Origin of the sequence: Acinetobacter sp. ANC 4648, from assembly GCF_002135345.1 — a bacterium.
In the GTDB taxonomy this organism is placed as follows: Bacteria; Pseudomonadota; Gammaproteobacteria; order Pseudomonadales; family Moraxellaceae; genus Acinetobacter.
The window spans coordinates 98,742-115,364 of the sequence record NZ_NEGI01000003.1; the positions used below are offsets into that span (position 1 = coordinate 98,742).

At 37.1% G+C, this 16,623-nt stretch carries 18 protein-coding genes; 4 read left to right on the forward strand and 14 right to left on the reverse strand.

What is annotated here, in order from left to right; genetic code table 11:
* Positions 1 to 41: 41 nt before the first annotated feature.
* The gene (locus tag B9T27_RS06545) at positions 42 to 1,202 is read left to right on the forward strand and encodes an iron-containing alcohol dehydrogenase (RefSeq protein ID WP_086206047.1); all 1,161 of its coding nucleotides are present in this window, start codon (positions 42 to 44) and stop codon (positions 1,200 to 1,202) included.
* A 36-nt stretch (positions 1,203 to 1,238) separates the two neighbouring features.
* The gene (locus B9T27_RS06550; protein WP_086206255.1) at positions 1,239 to 1,676 is read left to right on the forward strand and encodes an acyl-CoA thioesterase; all 438 of its coding nucleotides are present in this window, start codon (positions 1,239 to 1,241) and stop codon (positions 1,674 to 1,676) included.
* A gap of 44 nt (positions 1,677 to 1,720) precedes the next feature.
* On the opposite strand, the gene B9T27_RS06555 is transcribed toward B9T27_RS06550, so the two are convergent.
* The 9 genes from B9T27_RS06555 to B9T27_RS06590 all read right to left on the reverse strand — a co-directional run bounded on the left by B9T27_RS06555 (position 1,721) and on the right by B9T27_RS06590 (position 11,191).
* Positions 1,721 to 3,964 carry a phosphocholine-specific phospholipase C gene (locus B9T27_RS06555; protein WP_086206048.1) on the reverse strand — a complete coding sequence of 748 codons (2,244 nt, stop codon included), beginning with the start codon at positions 3,962 to 3,964 and terminating at the stop codon, positions 1,721 to 1,723.
* Between the two features lie 14 nt (positions 3,965 to 3,978).
* Complete coding sequence (locus B9T27_RS14860) at positions 3,979 to 4,125, reverse strand: hypothetical protein (RefSeq protein ID WP_171263351.1); 147 nt, start codon at positions 4,123 to 4,125, stop codon at positions 3,979 to 3,981.
* A gap of 128 nt (positions 4,126 to 4,253) precedes the next feature.
* Entirely contained in the window at positions 4,254 to 6,344 is a 2,091-nt protein-coding gene (gene dnaX, locus B9T27_RS06560; protein ID WP_086206049.1) for a DNA polymerase III subunit gamma/tau, read from the reverse strand.
* Positions 6,345 to 6,544: 200 nt separating this feature from the next.
* The gene (locus B9T27_RS06565; RefSeq protein ID WP_086206050.1) at positions 6,545 to 7,213 is read right to left on the reverse strand and encodes a DUF2057 domain-containing protein; all 669 of its coding nucleotides are present in this window, start codon (positions 7,211 to 7,213) and stop codon (positions 6,545 to 6,547) included.
* A 194-nt stretch (positions 7,214 to 7,407) separates the two neighbouring features.
* Positions 7,408 to 8,001, reverse strand: coding sequence for a nitroreductase family protein (locus B9T27_RS06570; protein WP_086206051.1), 594 nt, complete (start codon positions 7,999 to 8,001; stop codon positions 7,408 to 7,410).
* A gap of 211 nt (positions 8,002 to 8,212) precedes the next feature.
* Complete coding sequence (locus B9T27_RS06575; protein WP_171263352.1) at positions 8,213 to 8,896, reverse strand: nitroreductase family protein; 684 nt, start codon at positions 8,894 to 8,896, stop codon at positions 8,213 to 8,215.
* A 183-nt stretch (positions 8,897 to 9,079) separates the two neighbouring features.
* A complete protein-coding gene (gene ftsY / locus B9T27_RS06580) occupies positions 9,080 to 10,201 on the reverse strand; it encodes a signal recognition particle-docking protein FtsY (protein WP_086206053.1) in 1,122 nt (373 codons plus the stop codon).
* A gap of 177 nt (positions 10,202 to 10,378) precedes the next feature.
* Positions 10,379 to 10,714: a hypothetical protein gene (locus B9T27_RS06585; RefSeq protein ID WP_086206054.1), complete on the reverse strand. Its 336-nt coding sequence runs from the start codon at positions 10,712 to 10,714 to the stop codon at positions 10,379 to 10,381.
* A gap of 117 nt (positions 10,715 to 10,831) precedes the next feature.
* Positions 10,832 to 11,191, reverse strand: a complete 360-nt coding sequence (locus B9T27_RS06590) for a hypothetical protein (RefSeq protein ID WP_086206055.1) — start codon at positions 11,189 to 11,191, stop codon at positions 10,832 to 10,834.
* Between the two features lie 234 nt (positions 11,192 to 11,425).
* Here B9T27_RS06590 and B9T27_RS06595 point away from each other — a divergent pair, with 234 nt between their 5' ends.
* Together B9T27_RS06595 and B9T27_RS06600 are read left to right on the forward strand one after the other, a co-directional pair.
* Positions 11,426 to 11,659: a hypothetical protein gene (locus B9T27_RS06595; RefSeq protein WP_086206056.1), complete on the forward strand. Its 234-nt coding sequence runs from the start codon at positions 11,426 to 11,428 to the stop codon at positions 11,657 to 11,659.
* A gap of 409 nt (positions 11,660 to 12,068) precedes the next feature.
* Positions 12,069 to 12,500, forward strand: coding sequence for a CBS domain-containing protein (locus B9T27_RS06600; protein ID WP_086206057.1), 432 nt, complete (start codon positions 12,069 to 12,071; stop codon positions 12,498 to 12,500).
* An 84-nt stretch (positions 12,501 to 12,584) separates the two neighbouring features.
* Here the strand turns inward: B9T27_RS06600 and trpB are convergent, their stop codons facing one another.
* Genes trpB through B9T27_RS06625 form a run of 5 tightly spaced genes read right to left on the reverse strand, consistent with a single transcriptional unit; the run spans position 12,585 to position 16,620 of the window.
* A complete protein-coding gene (gene trpB, locus B9T27_RS06605; RefSeq protein WP_086206058.1) occupies positions 12,585 to 13,793 on the reverse strand; it encodes a tryptophan synthase subunit beta in 1,209 nt (402 codons plus the stop codon).
* 38 nt (positions 13,794 to 13,831) lie between these two features.
* Positions 13,832 to 15,019 (reverse strand): vWA domain-containing protein, encoded by a 1,188-nt coding sequence (locus B9T27_RS06610; protein ID WP_086206059.1) that lies wholly within the window; start codon positions 15,017 to 15,019, stop codon positions 13,832 to 13,834.
* A 14-nt stretch (positions 15,020 to 15,033) separates the two neighbouring features.
* A complete protein-coding gene (locus B9T27_RS06615) occupies positions 15,034 to 15,885 on the reverse strand; it encodes an AAA family ATPase (protein ID WP_086206060.1) in 852 nt (283 codons plus the stop codon).
* Between the two features lie 20 nt (positions 15,886 to 15,905).
* Positions 15,906 to 16,349: a hypothetical protein gene (locus B9T27_RS06620; protein WP_228146159.1), complete on the reverse strand. Its 444-nt coding sequence runs from the start codon at positions 16,347 to 16,349 to the stop codon at positions 15,906 to 15,908.
* The gene (locus B9T27_RS06625; RefSeq protein WP_086206062.1) at positions 16,315 to 16,620 is read right to left on the reverse strand and encodes a YcgL domain-containing protein; all 306 of its coding nucleotides are present in this window, start codon (positions 16,618 to 16,620) and stop codon (positions 16,315 to 16,317) included. The genes B9T27_RS06620 and B9T27_RS06625 overlap by 35 nt, the downstream gene beginning before the upstream one ends.
* Positions 16,621 to 16,623: the final 3 nt, after the last annotated feature.

The following is a 16,623-nucleotide window of genomic DNA, read 5'->3' on the forward strand; positions in this document are numbered from 1 at the left end:
AATAATGTTTAATTTATGATGAAAGATTAAGGAAAATACACATGAGCCACTTTCAATTCCAAACTGTTTCCAACATTATTTCTGGTCTAGGCTCTATCCAACAACTTAAAACTATTTTAACGCAACACCCCTACAAAAAAGTATTAATAGTGACTGATGCAGGCATGATTCAACATCAATTACACCTTCCAATCATTGAGATACTTAATCAGATTAAACTAACATATGTGATTTATGCAGATGTCCAAGCAGATCCAACTGAAGCAATCATTCTAAAAGCTGTAGAGTTCGCAAAATCTGAACAAGTGGATGTCATCATTGGATTTGGTGGTGGAAGCTCCATGGATGTTGCCAAAGTCATTGCCGTACTTGCAGAGCCACAACAAACACAGACGATTCAAGCACTGTATGGAATAAATAATGCTAAACCACCCCGTCTACCCCTCATTTTAATACCCACAACTGCGGGTACTGGTTCAGAAGTCACGCCGATTTCGATTGTTACTACTGGCGAAACTACAAAAACAGGAATTGTTTCTCCAGTACTGTATGCTGATATTGCCATTTTGGATGCAAACTTTACTCTAGGTTTACCTGCACACATTACCGCTGCGACGGGTATCGATGCTATGGTACATGCGATAGAAGCCTATACCTCTAAAATAAAAAAGAATTTTTATGCGGATATGCTCGCAAAACAAGCCTTAAAATTATTACATAAAAATTTAAAACTGGTTCTGAATGATGGTTCAAATTTAGAAGCGCGTCAAAATATGCTCTTAGGCTCTATGCTTGCAGGACAAGCTTTTGCCAATGCGCCTGTCGGAGCAGTACATGCATTAGCATATCCACTGGGTGGACATTATCACTTATCTCATGGGCATACCAATGCACTTGTTTTGGTTGAAGTCATGAAATTCAATATTCCAGAAGCAAAACAACATTATGCAGAGTTGATGCAATGCATTAATCCCTTTAGCCAAGGTAGTATCGACGGCTTATGTGATTTATTTATTGATCATATGCAACAGCATTTAGCAGAAAGTGGATTAACCTTAAAACTCAAAGATCTTCATGTACCTCAAGATCATTTAGAAATTTTGGCTCAAGATGCCATGCTACAAACACGCTTGCTTCAAAACAATCCCCGTGAATTAGTACAAGCGGACGCATTCAATATTTATCGTGCTATTTATGAATAGTCTTTTATGACATCCACATATAAAAATTTAGTGCTTATGAAACCTCAAACGCAATTACGTTCTCAATATACTTTTTTCTTAGCGATCCAAACCCGCTGGGCAGATAATGACATCTATGGTCATGTGAATAACGTGATGTACTATAGTTATTTTGACACTGCCGCAAATGCCTTACTTATCCAAAAAGCAGCTTTGGATATTCACCACTCACCTATTATCGGCTTAGTTGTAAACTCATCTTGTCACTTTTTACAAGAACTAACTTATCCTGAAATTATTGAGGTTGGCGTTGCTATTCAAAAAATGGGGAATTCTTCATTAACTTATGATTTAGCTATTTTTAAACAAGGGCAAGAACATGCCTCTGCACAAGGTCATTTTATACATGTTTTTGTTGATCGCCAAAGTAAAAAAAGCACCCCGATTCCACAAACAATGCGAGATGCCTTAAATCCATTTCTATTGAGTCATTGATCAGACCAAATCTGAAGAATATACAAGTGAGTAATTAAAAATAATTATCCATTAAAATGGTAGGTCATTGCAGGATCACTGACGGAGTGTTCGCCTATTTCAACACGTCCAGCAAAACGTCGATAAAACTTAGGGTCGCTATTACAGGTCACAGCAAAATCATACCAATACCCTACATCTTTCAAACCCCAATGCTGAGTCACAGTTTGTCCTGCTTTAACAAGAATTTTTTGTAGGGGATCGGTTCGATAAGCAACCGGAGTGACACTAAATTCAGTATCTTTCAGTCCATGATTGAGTAAATCAACATATACATGACCATTCAAAATATCATAACACACACGAATTTCAGGACTCACTTGAACATCTGTTAGCTTATTAATATCACCTTTAAAATGACGATGAAATCCATTGGGACCTATAACCCACAAGTCATACATTCCTAGATTATCTTTATTCACATTCCATACATCATCTATACTTTTTCCAGCTTCAACAACATAACGACGAGGTATTCGAGTCAAATTCAATTTATCATACACATGAAAGACCGCCCCCTGTATGCCAGTATTTGAAAACAATAGTTCGACATGACCATCTGTTTCACAACGGGCACTAGTATGTAATTCATAAGGTAGTGCACGAGATGGGCGAATCCCACTTTGTTGAATTGGGAGCTTAATATCACTTGGAATAGGTACAGCAGGTAAAGATTGCTGACTTTGGCGTAATTGATCAGCTTGATCACGAGTTTGTTTACCGCTCAATTGTGGTAATGGTTCTTCATTTGGTGTTTTAAAATTAAAAGTACTGCTTAAATCCCCACAAATAGCACGACGATAAGGACTAATATTCGTTTCTTTAACTCCAAAACGTTGTTCTAAAAACATTAATACTGATGTGTGATCAAAAACTTGTGAATTAACCCAGCCCCCACGACTCCATGGCGAAATCACAAACAAAGGAACACGTGGCCCAGGGCCATAAACTGCATTGTCTTTCTTCGGTTGTTTGGTACTTCCAAACGGTGCGTCATGTACAAAATATTCATATTGCATCTCTGCATCACTTAAAGTCGATTTACCCGCATAGGTTTTATCCGTTTGTAATGAGGGTGCTGATGGCGATGGCATATGATCAAAATAACCATCATTTTCATCAAAATTAATCAATACAACTGTTTTACTCCAAACCTCTGGCACAGCAGTTAGTGCATCAATGATCTCTTGAATAAACCATGCACCTTGAGCTGGACTTGAAGGATCAGGATGCTCACAATAAATTGAAGGTGCATTTACCCATGAAACTTGTGGCAACTTTCCAGTCTTAATATCATTTTTAAATGCATCTAGATATTCTTCAGGCTTGGTTCCAGGCAACGTATTTGCAATACCCTTATATAAGGGATTTTTTGCATTATCGGTATCACGATTATAAGCCTTATAAGGCAAGGCTTGCCCTGTTTGCGCATATGGACGATTTGAAGAACCACCACTACAGACTGGATAACCTGAATTTACATTAGCCTTCTTAAAAGTTTGAAATGCTCCCAACATATTATCCCCCCATTCATCAGGCATATTTTGGTAACACATCCAACTCACACCAGCCTCCTCTAATCGTTCCGCATAAGTTTTCCATGTATAGCCTATATTTACAGTCGCAGGATTACCATCAATCCAATCCCACTCATTATTTACAAAGGAAGTATTTGTTGCTGTCGCACCATTGGTTCCAGTTAAATGAAATGAACGATTTGCATCCGTACCTGTATGCATTGAACAATGATATGCATCACAAATTGTAAAAGCATTGGCGAGTGAAAATTGATATGGAATTTCTTGCTGCTTAAAATATCCCATTGAAGTATCAGTCTTATGCGTGGGCCAATTTGACATTCGCCCATTGTCCCAAGCTTTTTGACTATCACTCCATGAGTGGGGTGTACCACTGGTACGCTGCGCATTGTTGGCCGTTCCATCTAAGTGATAGGGTGTTAAAACATTACCATTACTGCGCTGTTGTTGCCAAACTGAGCGACCATTGGCCAATGGGATGGTAAATCGATCACCAAAACCACGAACGCCTTTTAACGTTCCAAAATAGTGATCAAATGATCGATTTTCTTGCATCAAAATAATGACATGTTCAACATCTTGAATGGTGCCAGTTTTATTATTCGCAGGAATTGCTAACGCTTTTTGAATACTGGCAGGAAATGAAGCAAGTGCTGCTGCACCGAAACCCGTTTTAATTGTATTGGATAAAAATTTACGACGACTGATCATTATTCTTTCCTTAATTATGGCGCACAACGCATCACTGGTTTTTTAGATGGATCTGGATGAGATACTGCTTGATCATCCTTAGAATCATTACAAGCAGTGAGCACCGAAATTAAGGGGATAATCAAAATAAAAGCAAAATATCGCTGAAACGGTATAAACATATAAGTGAACCTGACAAAATTTAGAATAAATTAGATGGCTCAGGTGACATTAGAATTACACTCATATTTCAAAATAATGATAAAAAAATAAGCCCGTAGGCTTATTTTAAATTAAAGAAAACAAGATTTTATTTTAATTGGATGTTTTTTAAATCTGCATCAAAAACTTCAACTAAGTTTTTCACTACAGACTCTTGATGTAACATCACCGCAGCCCGATCAAAAGCTTTTACTTTTCGTTCGTTTTGCATATTGAAGGGGGTAATTTCATCAACATCACCATATTGCACTAAAAAACGTGAATTTGGCCAATTTTGCTTTAATTCTGCTTCTAAGTCATGTTGAGCTTGAAACAATAACTTTTCATATTTTTGCGGAATATGAAACAGTGATTCACCGTCAATCTGACCTGTCATCACGCCATGCTGAGCCAGTTCCTGAACCGCAGGTGAAAGTGCACTATTTCTGAACCAATACTCCCACTTCTCGACATTCCATTCACCTTCCAAAACTTGCGGAACGAGTTTTAAAATCTCTTGTGGTGTTTGATTTGTACTAAGTTCTCGAGAGGATATAGATGTATACTCTAAAGAAGCGACTATAGACTGCTGGGGTACAGCTTCTATTACCGCAACATTGTCCTGTTCCGCATGTGTTTCAGTTTCAGTCGCTAAAAAGAATACATCAGCATCATGATTTAAAACATTAGCAGATATGACGGGTGTATTACTTTGAATCGACTCCCCCCCAAACAATGACAGTTCAGGTACTACTTCAAGCGTAGTATTTTCAGTTATTGAATCGATCTGCTTAATTTCTTGGACATTATTGGGCTGCTCTACAGACTCAATACTACTTTGCGCTTCAATCGGCTCATCTAAAAAATCATCACTACTCGGCTCATGGGTATTCTGCTGTTGATCGTCTATGATATCTTCTGACTGATCAAATGCATCAGCTTGAGTATTTTGCACATCATTGACCTGATGAGACTGAACATGTTGAAGTTGCGAGTTTTGCTCTTGAACAGCGGCAGTATTTTGATGAGTCGATTGTGTGTCATCATTCACAATTTGAGGTTGCGTAACATCTAAAGGAGCGACCTGAGTCTGAGATACTAAAATTTCATTGAACTGTAGCGGTCTAAAAGCCAATAACCGCAAAATAGTCATTTCAAAACCTTGCTCTTGCGTTACTGAAATCTGTAATTCAGCTCGACCTTTGCATGCAATTTGATAATACAATTGTAAATCTTGAGCTGAAATTAGCTGAGATAATTGCATGATTTTTTTATTAATTTCAGCACTGTATTTCAAACTTAAATCGGGTAAATATTGCAACATAGCCAATTCATGCAAGGTTGAAATAAACTGATCTAGAACCAAAGAGACATCTAAGGCTTGTTGTCTAAATTGCAATAAGAGTTGACTTACACGCTCAGGTTGATTTTGGTGAATCGCCAGAATTAAATCATAAATAATAGTTCGGTCGATTAAACCCAACATCTCTTTCACATCTTGATGATGGATCACACCCTGACCATAAGCAATCGCTTGATCAGTTAAAGATAATGCATCGCGTAACGAACCTTGCGCCGATTCAGCCAATTGCCAAAGCGCATCTTGCTCAGATTGAATCGCTTCTTTATTTAGAATATCCGTTAAATGATGGGTAATTTCATCTACGGCTAACGGACGTAAAGTAAACTGTAAACAGCGGGAAATCACCGTAATTGGTAGTTTCTGTGGATCTGTGGTGGCAAATAAAAACTTCACATGCTCTGGTGGTTCTTCTAAAGTTTTAAGCAACGCATTAAATGAATGCGTTGAAAGCATATGCACTTCATCAATCAGATAAACTTTAAAACGGCCTTGAGTCGGTGCATAAGGAACATTGTCTAAAAGCTCTCGGGTATCTTCCACTTTAGTTCGAGATGCTGCATCGATTTCAATCAGATCGATAAAACGCCCTTCATTTACAGCCGTACAAGTTGCACACACTTCACAGGGTGTTGATGTAATACCTGTTTCACAATTGAGACATTTTGCCAAAATACGTGCAATAGTGGTTTTACCAACACCACGAGTTCCTGTAAACAAATATGCATGATGCAAACGTCCGCGATCTAAGGCACTGGTCAAAGCACGCGATACATGATTTTGACCAACCAATTCATTAAAGTTGCGTGGACGATATTTACGTGCAAGTACCTGATACATGGATGCTCCTAGTGACAGGTCTAAGGATACTGTTTTTTTACCTATTAGTGAATGCAGTTATGTAGAGTTATTTCTGCTGAGAGATAATTCGATCAAATTCAGCAAATTTATCCGCTTAATTTAATATTTTCTTAAAAACATGACCAATAATCGTTTCCGAATCAATCTCATTTAAATGCTTGATTAACACTATACTCCCACTATTGCTCAGCTAACCAACTCATAAAACGTTGACGTTCCACTTTAGTTGCTTTTTGCCAGATTTGAATTAATTGCTGATCTGCTGTGTTGGCAATCGAATTACTTATAGCTTGTGGACTCACTATCGGAGTTGACACAACCGTTGGTATAGATGATTTTTGTGCATAAATTGCCGCAGGCTGAGTGGTACTTTTCTTTTGCGTTAAATCCAATACTTGTCCAAAAATCCCACTACTTAACCATGGTTTTGGTTGGTTATTTGCACCAGTTTGTTGTACCAGTAATTGATTGTTTTTATCATATATCGCAATTGTTGGTTGTGTTGCATAAACTTTTGCTGCATCAAAACTCTGAGGCGGATTCACCAATGCCAATTTATAAGTTTGTCCATCTTTTAAATCAGGTGCTTGAATAGTCACAATACCTGATTTCAAAATATCATGCTCACCGTTCAAATGTTCAAAATACTGTTGGTAACGCACACTTAAAGAAGCATTTCCAGCATCCACTTTATAATCATTTTTTTTATTTCTTAAAAATCCAACATTAATTTCCTGATCATTCACCGCTAACATCACAATTTCTTCTGGTACTGAAATAGTCACTGCTGCAAAAATGGAGCTACTCATCATTAAACCGAATACAGCTGTGCTTAGCTTGAATGTCATATGTTCTACTCTATTGTCAAAAAACTGTAAAATTTAATGCACTATGCAATGTAGTGATGACAGATTTATGACAATAAATATTTAAACCAATATGTCACTTCTAAAGAGTAATAGAAGTGATCAGTCCTGTCAGGTGAACAGCTCAATAAAAAAAAGAACGCCAAAGCGTTCTTTTAAAGCATCGATTACGCGACTTAGTTAAATGTTTTAAAGCGTACCGCATCGTCCATAAATGTTTTTTCAGCAGCGGGCGCTTCAATTGAACCAAAAACCAGCTGAGCACGTAATTTCCAGCTTGCAGGAATATCAAATGTTTCAGCAACCTCTGTATCTACAATTGGGTTGTAGTGCTGCAATGACGCCCCAATACCCGCTTCATGTAATGCAGTCCAAGTCGCAAATTGTGCAATGGCTGTAGAATGTTCTGCCCAAACGGGGAAGTTATCTGCATACAAAGCAAATTTTTCTTGTAGGTCTGTAATAACATCCATATCTTCATAGAATAAAACTGTACCAGCGCCAGCAATAAAGCTATTCAATTTTGCACTTGTACCCTCAAATGCCTCAACAGGTACGATTTTACGCAAAGTTTCTAGAACAATGGTCCAAAATTGGATATGCGAATCAGCAAATAAAATAACAGCACGTGAGGATTGTGAATTAAAAGATGATGGACTCTGTTTTACTGCTTCTTTAATAATGTCTTCAATTTTTGCTTGCTCTAAAGTAACATTTTTACCAATTGCATAAATTGAGCGGCGTTGTTTGATTTGATCTAAAAATGACATACTTACAATCCTTCTATGACCAATGGTCGTATTCTTTAAGATGATCGTAGTTTATGTATTCTTTAAATGAAGGTCAGCCCTATAAGAATAACAAAGTGTTCTAATTTTAGAACAATAAGCTTATATTATAGCCCACACTCTCAAATAACCCATACTAAATTAATATTATTGAATTTTTTAAAAATAAGCATTCACAATAATACGTGTTCTATTAGAAAAACACACGAAATAACACAGCATCATCTTGTCGTTCCTTCGGTTTCGGTGCGGCTAATATAGAACCAAAAATCAATTGTGCTTTAAGCTCCCAACTTTCAGGCAGTTGCAAAAATTTAGTCACCTCTGCATTGATCGTAGGATTATAATGATGCAATGAAGCACCTAACTCTGTACTTGATAATGCCGTCCACACTGCAAACTGCGCCATTCCAGAGGTTTGTTCTGACCAGCGCTTAAATTCCTCTGCTTGTAATGGTTTCTGCTTTTGCAGTGTTTTAATAACCTCTTGATCTTCAAAAAACAAAACTGTGCCATAGGCTGCCGCACAGCGGTCTATTTTAAGTGCTACACTATCATAAATATGCACAGGCACTTGTTTACGCTGAACTTCTTTCACTAATTGCCAAAATTGATAATGTGTATCTTCAAATAAAATCGCTACACGCACGCTCGGTGAATTAAGTACAGAGGGACAACAATACACCGCTTCTTTAATTAAATCTGTTAAATACTCACGACTTTGAATAACACGATTGCTTAATTCATAATAACTACGTCGCTTGTACATATCCTCAAGCAAACTATATTCTGCAACTTCAGTATTCTTTTTTTTAAACATGAAATCTGTTGATATATCAGTCGTAAGCACCTGACTTAATTTTGTAAATAATGCCATTTTATATTCCCAACTTAGTTGCCTAAAGGCATACATTTTGTAGGTATTTTAACTTTATATTTACAGTTATACTTAACTTAATATTTTCTTATGTTTCTTTTTAAATCAAATAGATATTTAAAAACAACAAACTCCGCACTTAGCGGAGTTTATGTGAAATGTACCACATATATTATTTAATTATTATTTATCAGTTTCAAATAAAGCGGCAACGAATGATTTTGCAGAGAATGGACGTAAATCATCAATCTTCTCACCCACCCCAATAAAACGAATTGGTACATGGGTACGACTTGCAATATTAAATAGTACCCCACCTTTAGCAGTACCATCAAGTTTAGTAATAGTTAAGCCCGTTAAACCAACAGCTTCGTCAAACATTTCAACTTGGTTAATTGCATTCTGGCCTGTCCCCGCATCGACCACTAGCATGATTTCATGCGGTGCAGTTGCATCAATTTTTTGCATCACACGTTTTACTTTTTTGAGCTCTTCCATTAAATGGCTCTTATTGTGCAAACGACCGGCAGTATCTGCAATAAGAACATCAATACCTTTGGCACGCGCACTTTCAAATGCATCAAAAATCACCGATGCACTATCAGCACCATGACCTTGTGCTACAACCGAGATATTATTACGCTCACCCCAAATTTCTAATTGTTCTGTTGCAGCAGCACGAAAGGTATCCCCAGCCGCCAACATTACTTTCTTGCCTTCACCTTGTAAACGCTTGGCTAATTTACCAATTGTCGTGGTTTTACCCACACCATTGACACCGACCACCAAAATTACAAATGGAGTTTTATTAGGATCGATATGTAAAGGTTTTACTCGTGGTGCAAGTAAAGCAACCAATTCTTCTTGCAGTGCTTTATATAGTGAATGGGAGTAAATCAAATCACCACGTGCAGTACGCTCGGTTAAATTCGTAATAATCGTTTTAGTTGCTTCTACCCCAATATCAGCAACAAGCAATTGTTCTTCGACTTCTTCAAGCAATTCATCATCAATCTCTTTACCACCAATCAAGATATTGACCATACCATCTGCAAGATTTTTGCGTGATTTGCTCAAACCTTCTTTCATTCGGCTAAAGAAACCACCTTTTTCTTTCTCTTGAGCTAGGTCTTCATTTTTAACTATTGGATTTATATTCTGTACAGCAGCTACAATTTCTTTTTCTCGGCTTTCTATGCTTTGAGTTTCAACAATAGGCACATCAACGGCTGGTAAACTAGGTAAAGTGATATCGTCATCACCGATATCCGCATCAATCAAAAATTTATTGTGCTCTTGTTGCATGCCGAATCCTTGAAAAGCATAGCTCAAAGGAATAATTCTAACATAGAATCCAAGCAATTCACGCTGTAATGACACTTTTAGAATATGCGTTCAAAATTGTATTTAAGGCTATGATCTCTGAATGAATTTTTAACCCACGTTATTAATGCATCTTGGCTTTATCATTATTCAAGTAAATTAATTAACTTGCTCTGCATCATCTTGTGCCATAGCTGGATATTCTTTTATTTTGGATGATTCTGCGTAATGTGCCCACATTAATCTAAAATAATCTGATGCAGCAATATTGTCTTGCAAAATTAAATAATTAGCCATTTTTTGGGTTGAAGGATATTGTTGTTGTTCAGTGAGAAGTCGAACTTTGTCATATTTCTGTGATTCAATCGGGCGCTTTAATGCCAAAACGGCACAAAAAATAATGCTTAAAATCACTAGTACAACTACTATATTGAGCAAATCTTCCAACTTGAACTGAGATTTAAATTTTAAAAACTGATCTTTAGAAATGAGCATGAACTACCTCGAATTGCACGTAGTTTAATATTGCTCAACAAAAAGTGAAAGCTTTGATTACCTGACCAGCTGAATAAATCACGACTAGTCAGGTTATTTTATATCGATTTATATGCACTAGCTGACTAATGCACGAATTACTGCAAAATATAAAATAATTGCAATAATTGCTAATGCTAAAAAAACAGCAAAAACACTTAAACCACTTTCAGCATACATTGGATGTAAATCATCATCATCAGCTAAACGCTTCAGCTCACCATCATAAGCCTGATAAAAAGCTTTTTTTTGCATAGGCTCTAAAAGTCTGGTATAGTCATACACGCGTTTTCGTTGTGCAAGACAAAAGTCACCTAGGTGTATTTCTTGATGATAAATTGCTTCATCAAGTTGTTTACGATGGAATTGAGCCAAAGCGATAATTTGAGACTCAGCCAAAGGTAGTTCAAAGTTAAACCCATCAATTGTGTTTGTCATTTTTGTTCTCCTTTTTTCATATTTTCTCATATTGATTTTAATAAAAATTATTTCTGATTATTGTTTAATCGTGTAATCTTGAATTATCGAATACCAGCCTCGTGTATTAGACATATTAGTTGACAAATTAAGTAATTTGTAATATTAGTTTAATATAACTTAGTTAAAGTAGTAAGAAGACCAAATTGGTCGTTAGTTAGATGTAGCAATCATAATTACAATAAGGAGTTTTATATGATTCAACAATTTTCCCATCATGACTTAGAGCATGTATATGCAAGTGCTGTAAACACAATTCAATCTGAAATGATTTTTGTAGGTGCAGTACAACAGTTAGAAGAAGCAGCGCGCGCTGGACATGGTAAAGCAGCAATGTTTTTAGCAGAACTTTATTTTCAAGGTTTCCGTGTAGAACGTGATTCAATGAAAGCACAATATTGGCAAAAAATGGCCACGATGCAAGCTTAATTAAACGTCACCTAGGTGGCGTTTTTTCGTACTACTCTTTAACAAATCATATTCATAATTAAATCACCAACCCCAAATTATATAAATCTTACAATCCATGTGATCTAAGTTAGAGAATAGATCACATTACCAGCAAAAAAACTTGAGTAATTTTACCCTGCTACAACCATATAGCTAAAATCTACGCCACTCCTATCTATTTTAATTATCTTTAAAATAACAATCCAATAAATATAATATTGTTAAGCACAGGATCTACAATTCAAATAACTGTCATCATTTTGTTTTAAAGATATAGATGAGTGATAAAATTATATTTTTATGACTGGAAAGTATTTGCATTCTTTGAAAATAGAGCTAACTTAAAGGCGTATAAGATTCAATATAAAATGAATAGAGGAACAAGAATATGACCACAGTTGCACAAGTGATTCACAATAAATTAGGTCAAGAAATTTATACCATTGCACCATCAGCTACAGTACTTGAAGCAATCACCCTTATGGCCAATAAGGGTATTGGTGCAGTCGTAGTTTCAGAAGATTCTAAAGTGGTAGGTATTCTTTCAGAACGCGATTACACTCGTAAAATTGCATTAATGCAACGGACTTCCGACCATACTACTGTTGCTGAAATCATGACCAGCAAAGTAATTTCAGTAACACGCAGCAATACTGTGGAGGAATGTTTAGAGCTTATGACTAATCGACATCTACGTCACTTACCTGTCCTAGAAGAAGGATTCTTGATCGGCTTTATTTCTATTGGTGATTTAGTTAAAGCAACAATGGAAGACCAGCGAAAATTAATTGAACAATTACAACAGTATATCTCAGGTTAAATTTATTCAAAATAAAAAACCTCTCGGATTGAGAGGTTTTTTTATTAATTTCAGGCTTTAAAAAAGCTTTAGCGAATATCTTTGTTAGTTCAAGCCTAATTTTTCAGCCACATAATCTGCATCTTTATCACCACGCCCTGATAAATTTACAACGATATTAATCTCTTTTGACATCTTAGGTGCTTCACGTAAAGCCCACGCTACCGCATGAGAACTCTCTAAAGCGGGTACGATTCCTTCTACGCGAGATAAAATCATGAAAGCATCTAAACATTCTTGATCTGTGGCTGTTGAATACTCAACACGACCCAAATCTTTTAAGAAGCTATGCTGTGGCCCTACCCCTGGATAATCCAAACCAGATGCAATTGAGTGCACAGGTAATGGCTCACCCAGCTTATCCTCAAGCACGTAACACGCCATACCATGCAATTGGCTTGGCTTACCTAGTGTTAAGGTGGCTGAGTGCATATCTGTATCTAGACCATGTCCCGCAGGCTCTACACCCACAAGCTTCACATCAGCTTCATTTAAAAATGCAGTGAAAGCACCCATAGCATTAGAACCACCACCTACACACGCTACAATATAATCAGGATGACGACTAAAACGTGCATTACTCTGAATCTTGATTTCATCACCTATAATGGCTTGAAAATCACGAACCATTTTTGGGAAGGGATGTGGCCCAACCACTGAGCCGATCGCATAAATAAAGTTTTGTGGATCTTTCAAATATTCTTCAAATGCGCTATCTACAGCGTCTTTCAAGGTTGCTGTACCACGTGTTACTGAAACAAGTTTTGCACCTAAAATTTTCATTTTAACGACATTAGGATGCTCTTTTTCAATATCCACTTGCCCCATATGAATTTCACAGGGAATACCAACTAAAGCACAGGCCGTTGCCAACGCGACTCCATGTTGCCCTGCACCCGTTTCTGCAATGACTTTACTCTTACCCATGTACTTGGCAAGTAGTGCCTCACCCAAACAGTGATTAATTTTATGCGCACCAGTGTGGTTTAAATCCTCACGCTTTAAATAAATCTGTGCACCACCCAATTGATTAGATAAGCGTTTTGCATGAAACAAAGGACTTGGACGACCCACATAATTGGCAAATAAGTCAGCCAACTCATCCTTAAACTCAGAGGTATGACGAATTTCTTCGTAAGCAGCATTAATTTCATCCATCGCAACCTTTAAATGCGGTGGAATAAATTGGCCGCCGTACTCACCAAAAAAACCATCTTCATTAGGTAGTGCGATACCATTAATTTGATAATCCAATTCGATTCCCCATACTAAAACCAATATATTGGTTGAGTTTATCTTGCTAAATATTTAGTCATATCTTCAATGCCTTTTAAGGTCATTGGGTACATATGATCTTCAAAGATTTGTTTTATTAAACCAATAGTCTGCGTGTAATGCCAATAATTTTGTTCTTCAGGATTAAGCCAAGCTGTTTTTTCAAAATGATTACGCAAACGACGCAACCAAACCTCACCAGCCTCATCATTCATATACTCAACTGAGCCACCGACCGACTTCAATTCATAAGGTGCCATACTCGCATCACCCACAACGATGACACGGTAGTCTTTGCCATAGGTATTGAGTAAATCCCAAGTATTCATTTTAGAGGATGAGCGACGATGATTATCTTTCCAAACATAATCATATAAACAATTATGGAAATAAAAATAATCTAGAGTTTTAAATTCAGTCTTCGCTGCACTAAATAATTTTTCACATTGTGCTATATGTGAATCCATAGATCCACCGACATCAAACAACATCAGTACTTTAATACGATTACGACGTTCAGGCACCATCTGTACATCTAAAATACCTTGCTTTGCTGTTTCATAAATCGTGCTATTAATATCAAGTTCTTCAGCTGCACCCTGACGAGCAAACTTACGTAAACGACGTAATGCCATTTGCATTTGTCGAGTACCCAAAATCTGATCATCATCTAGATTTTGATATTTACGCTGCTCCCAAACTTTCACAGCAGAGCGCTTACGACCCGGCCCACCAATACGCACACCCTCAGGATGATCCCCGAAAGCGCCAAAAGGTGAAGTTCCACCTGTACCAATCATGCGATTGCCACCTTGATGTTTTTTATGTTGTTCGCGTAAACGCTCCTCCAACATTTTCATCAATTCTTCAAGCGAGCCAGCTTTTTTCAATTCTTCGCGCTGTTCAGGTGTGAGATGCTTTTCCAATAATTCTAGATCGAACCAATCTTTAGGGAGTTGGTGAACCTTCTTCAACAAATCATCTAAGTCGAAGGTATGAATGCCTTCGAAATAGTCTTTCATAGCACGATCAAATTTATCAAAGAATCTTTCATCTTTAACCATGACTGTTTTTACAAGCTGATAAAAATCATCTTGATCTGCAAACACCAAGCCCGCACTAATTGCTTGGTTTAAATCAATCAATTCACGAGTTGATACGGGTACACCGTATTTTCTGAGCGTATAAAATAATCGCACAAACATTTGGCGATTACCTCTTAGCGACGTGACATAAAGGCTAAACGTTCTAACAATTGCACATCTTGTTCATTTTTAATAAGTGCACCATACAGTGGCGGAATAGCTTTAGATTTATCCTGATTCCGTAAAACATCTTCTGGCATATCATCTGCCATCAACAAACTTAACCAATCAATTAGCTCAGAGGTGGATGGTGGTTTCTTTAAACCTGGGACTTGACGCAATTTAAAGAAGACTTGTAATGCCTCGCTGACCAATGTTGATGAAATTTGTGGGAAATGTACTGCAATAATTTCACGCATAGTTGCTTCATCTGGAAATTCAATATAATGAAAGAAACAACGGCGCAAAAATGCATCTGGAAGTTCTTTTTCATTATTGGATGTAATAATCACAATTGGACGTTGAGTTGCCGTAATTGTTTCACCCGTTTCATAAACAAAAAATGACATTTTATCCAGTTCATGCAACAAGTCATTCGGGAACTCAATATCTGCTTTATCAATTTCATCAATCAATAAAACGCAGCGTTCCTCACTGGTAAATGCATCCCACAATTTACCTGGTTTGATATAGTTTTTAATATCATAAACACGATCATCACCGAGTTGGCTATCACGCAAACGTGAGACGGCATCATACTCATACAACCCTTGTTGCGCTTTAGTCGTCGACTTAATGTGCCATGTAATCAGTTTGAGACCTAAACTTTCTGCAACCTGCTCAGCAAGTAAGGTTTTACCTGTACCCGGCTCACCTTTGATTAACAATGGTTTTTGCAAAGCACGAGCTGCTTTTACAGCAAGTTTTAAACTATCGGTGGCGATGTACTGTGCTGTACCTGTAAATTGTTGAGAATTAACAGACATAATTAACCTTTATTTTTTATTTAAAGTGGTGAAATATTTTTTGCTAAAGTGCTGCTATTGGCTATATTTTTATTGATTTTGTATTTTGACCACAAATAACCAATGATTAAACCTAGCCCAATAACAAAAGTAATAAGAGCGGAGTTTGACCAAATTAATGGCGTATCTTTGGTTAAAATACCAAAAAGTAAGCCAAAGATTGCAGGCGCAACCTCAGAATTTGGTCCCTCAGAAATGGTTGGGGTTGCGATAACCGCAAATACGATAATCCACGTAATACCACCAAGCGGCGTTGGCAACCGTTTTGAAATCGCATACCAACACCAGAGAATAATCAATACACCAAGAACATAAACAGCAATGGCAATACTATCTTCAGGAATTGAATCCAGCAATGCTAAAAAGTTTGTCCATATTCCTGATTGATCTTCACGCACCACGTAATCCCTCTGGTTCAACCGCATTTGGATTAATTAACCCTTCAGGCGGCACTTGAATAAAGAAGCCTTTGGTTTGTAATGAATCAATCACATGCAATACGCTAACACGTGCCAATTTTTTTGATTCGCTTAGCTCTAGATGCATCACAAAAGTTGCACGACCAAAAGCAGACCGCAAAGCTTCAGATAAAACACTTAATGGATCTACACCCTCTTCTTGATGAGGATGGTTTGGACGAGCCACATAAAGATACATTTCATCTTTTTTGCTCGATTTATAAATATCACAATGCATTTT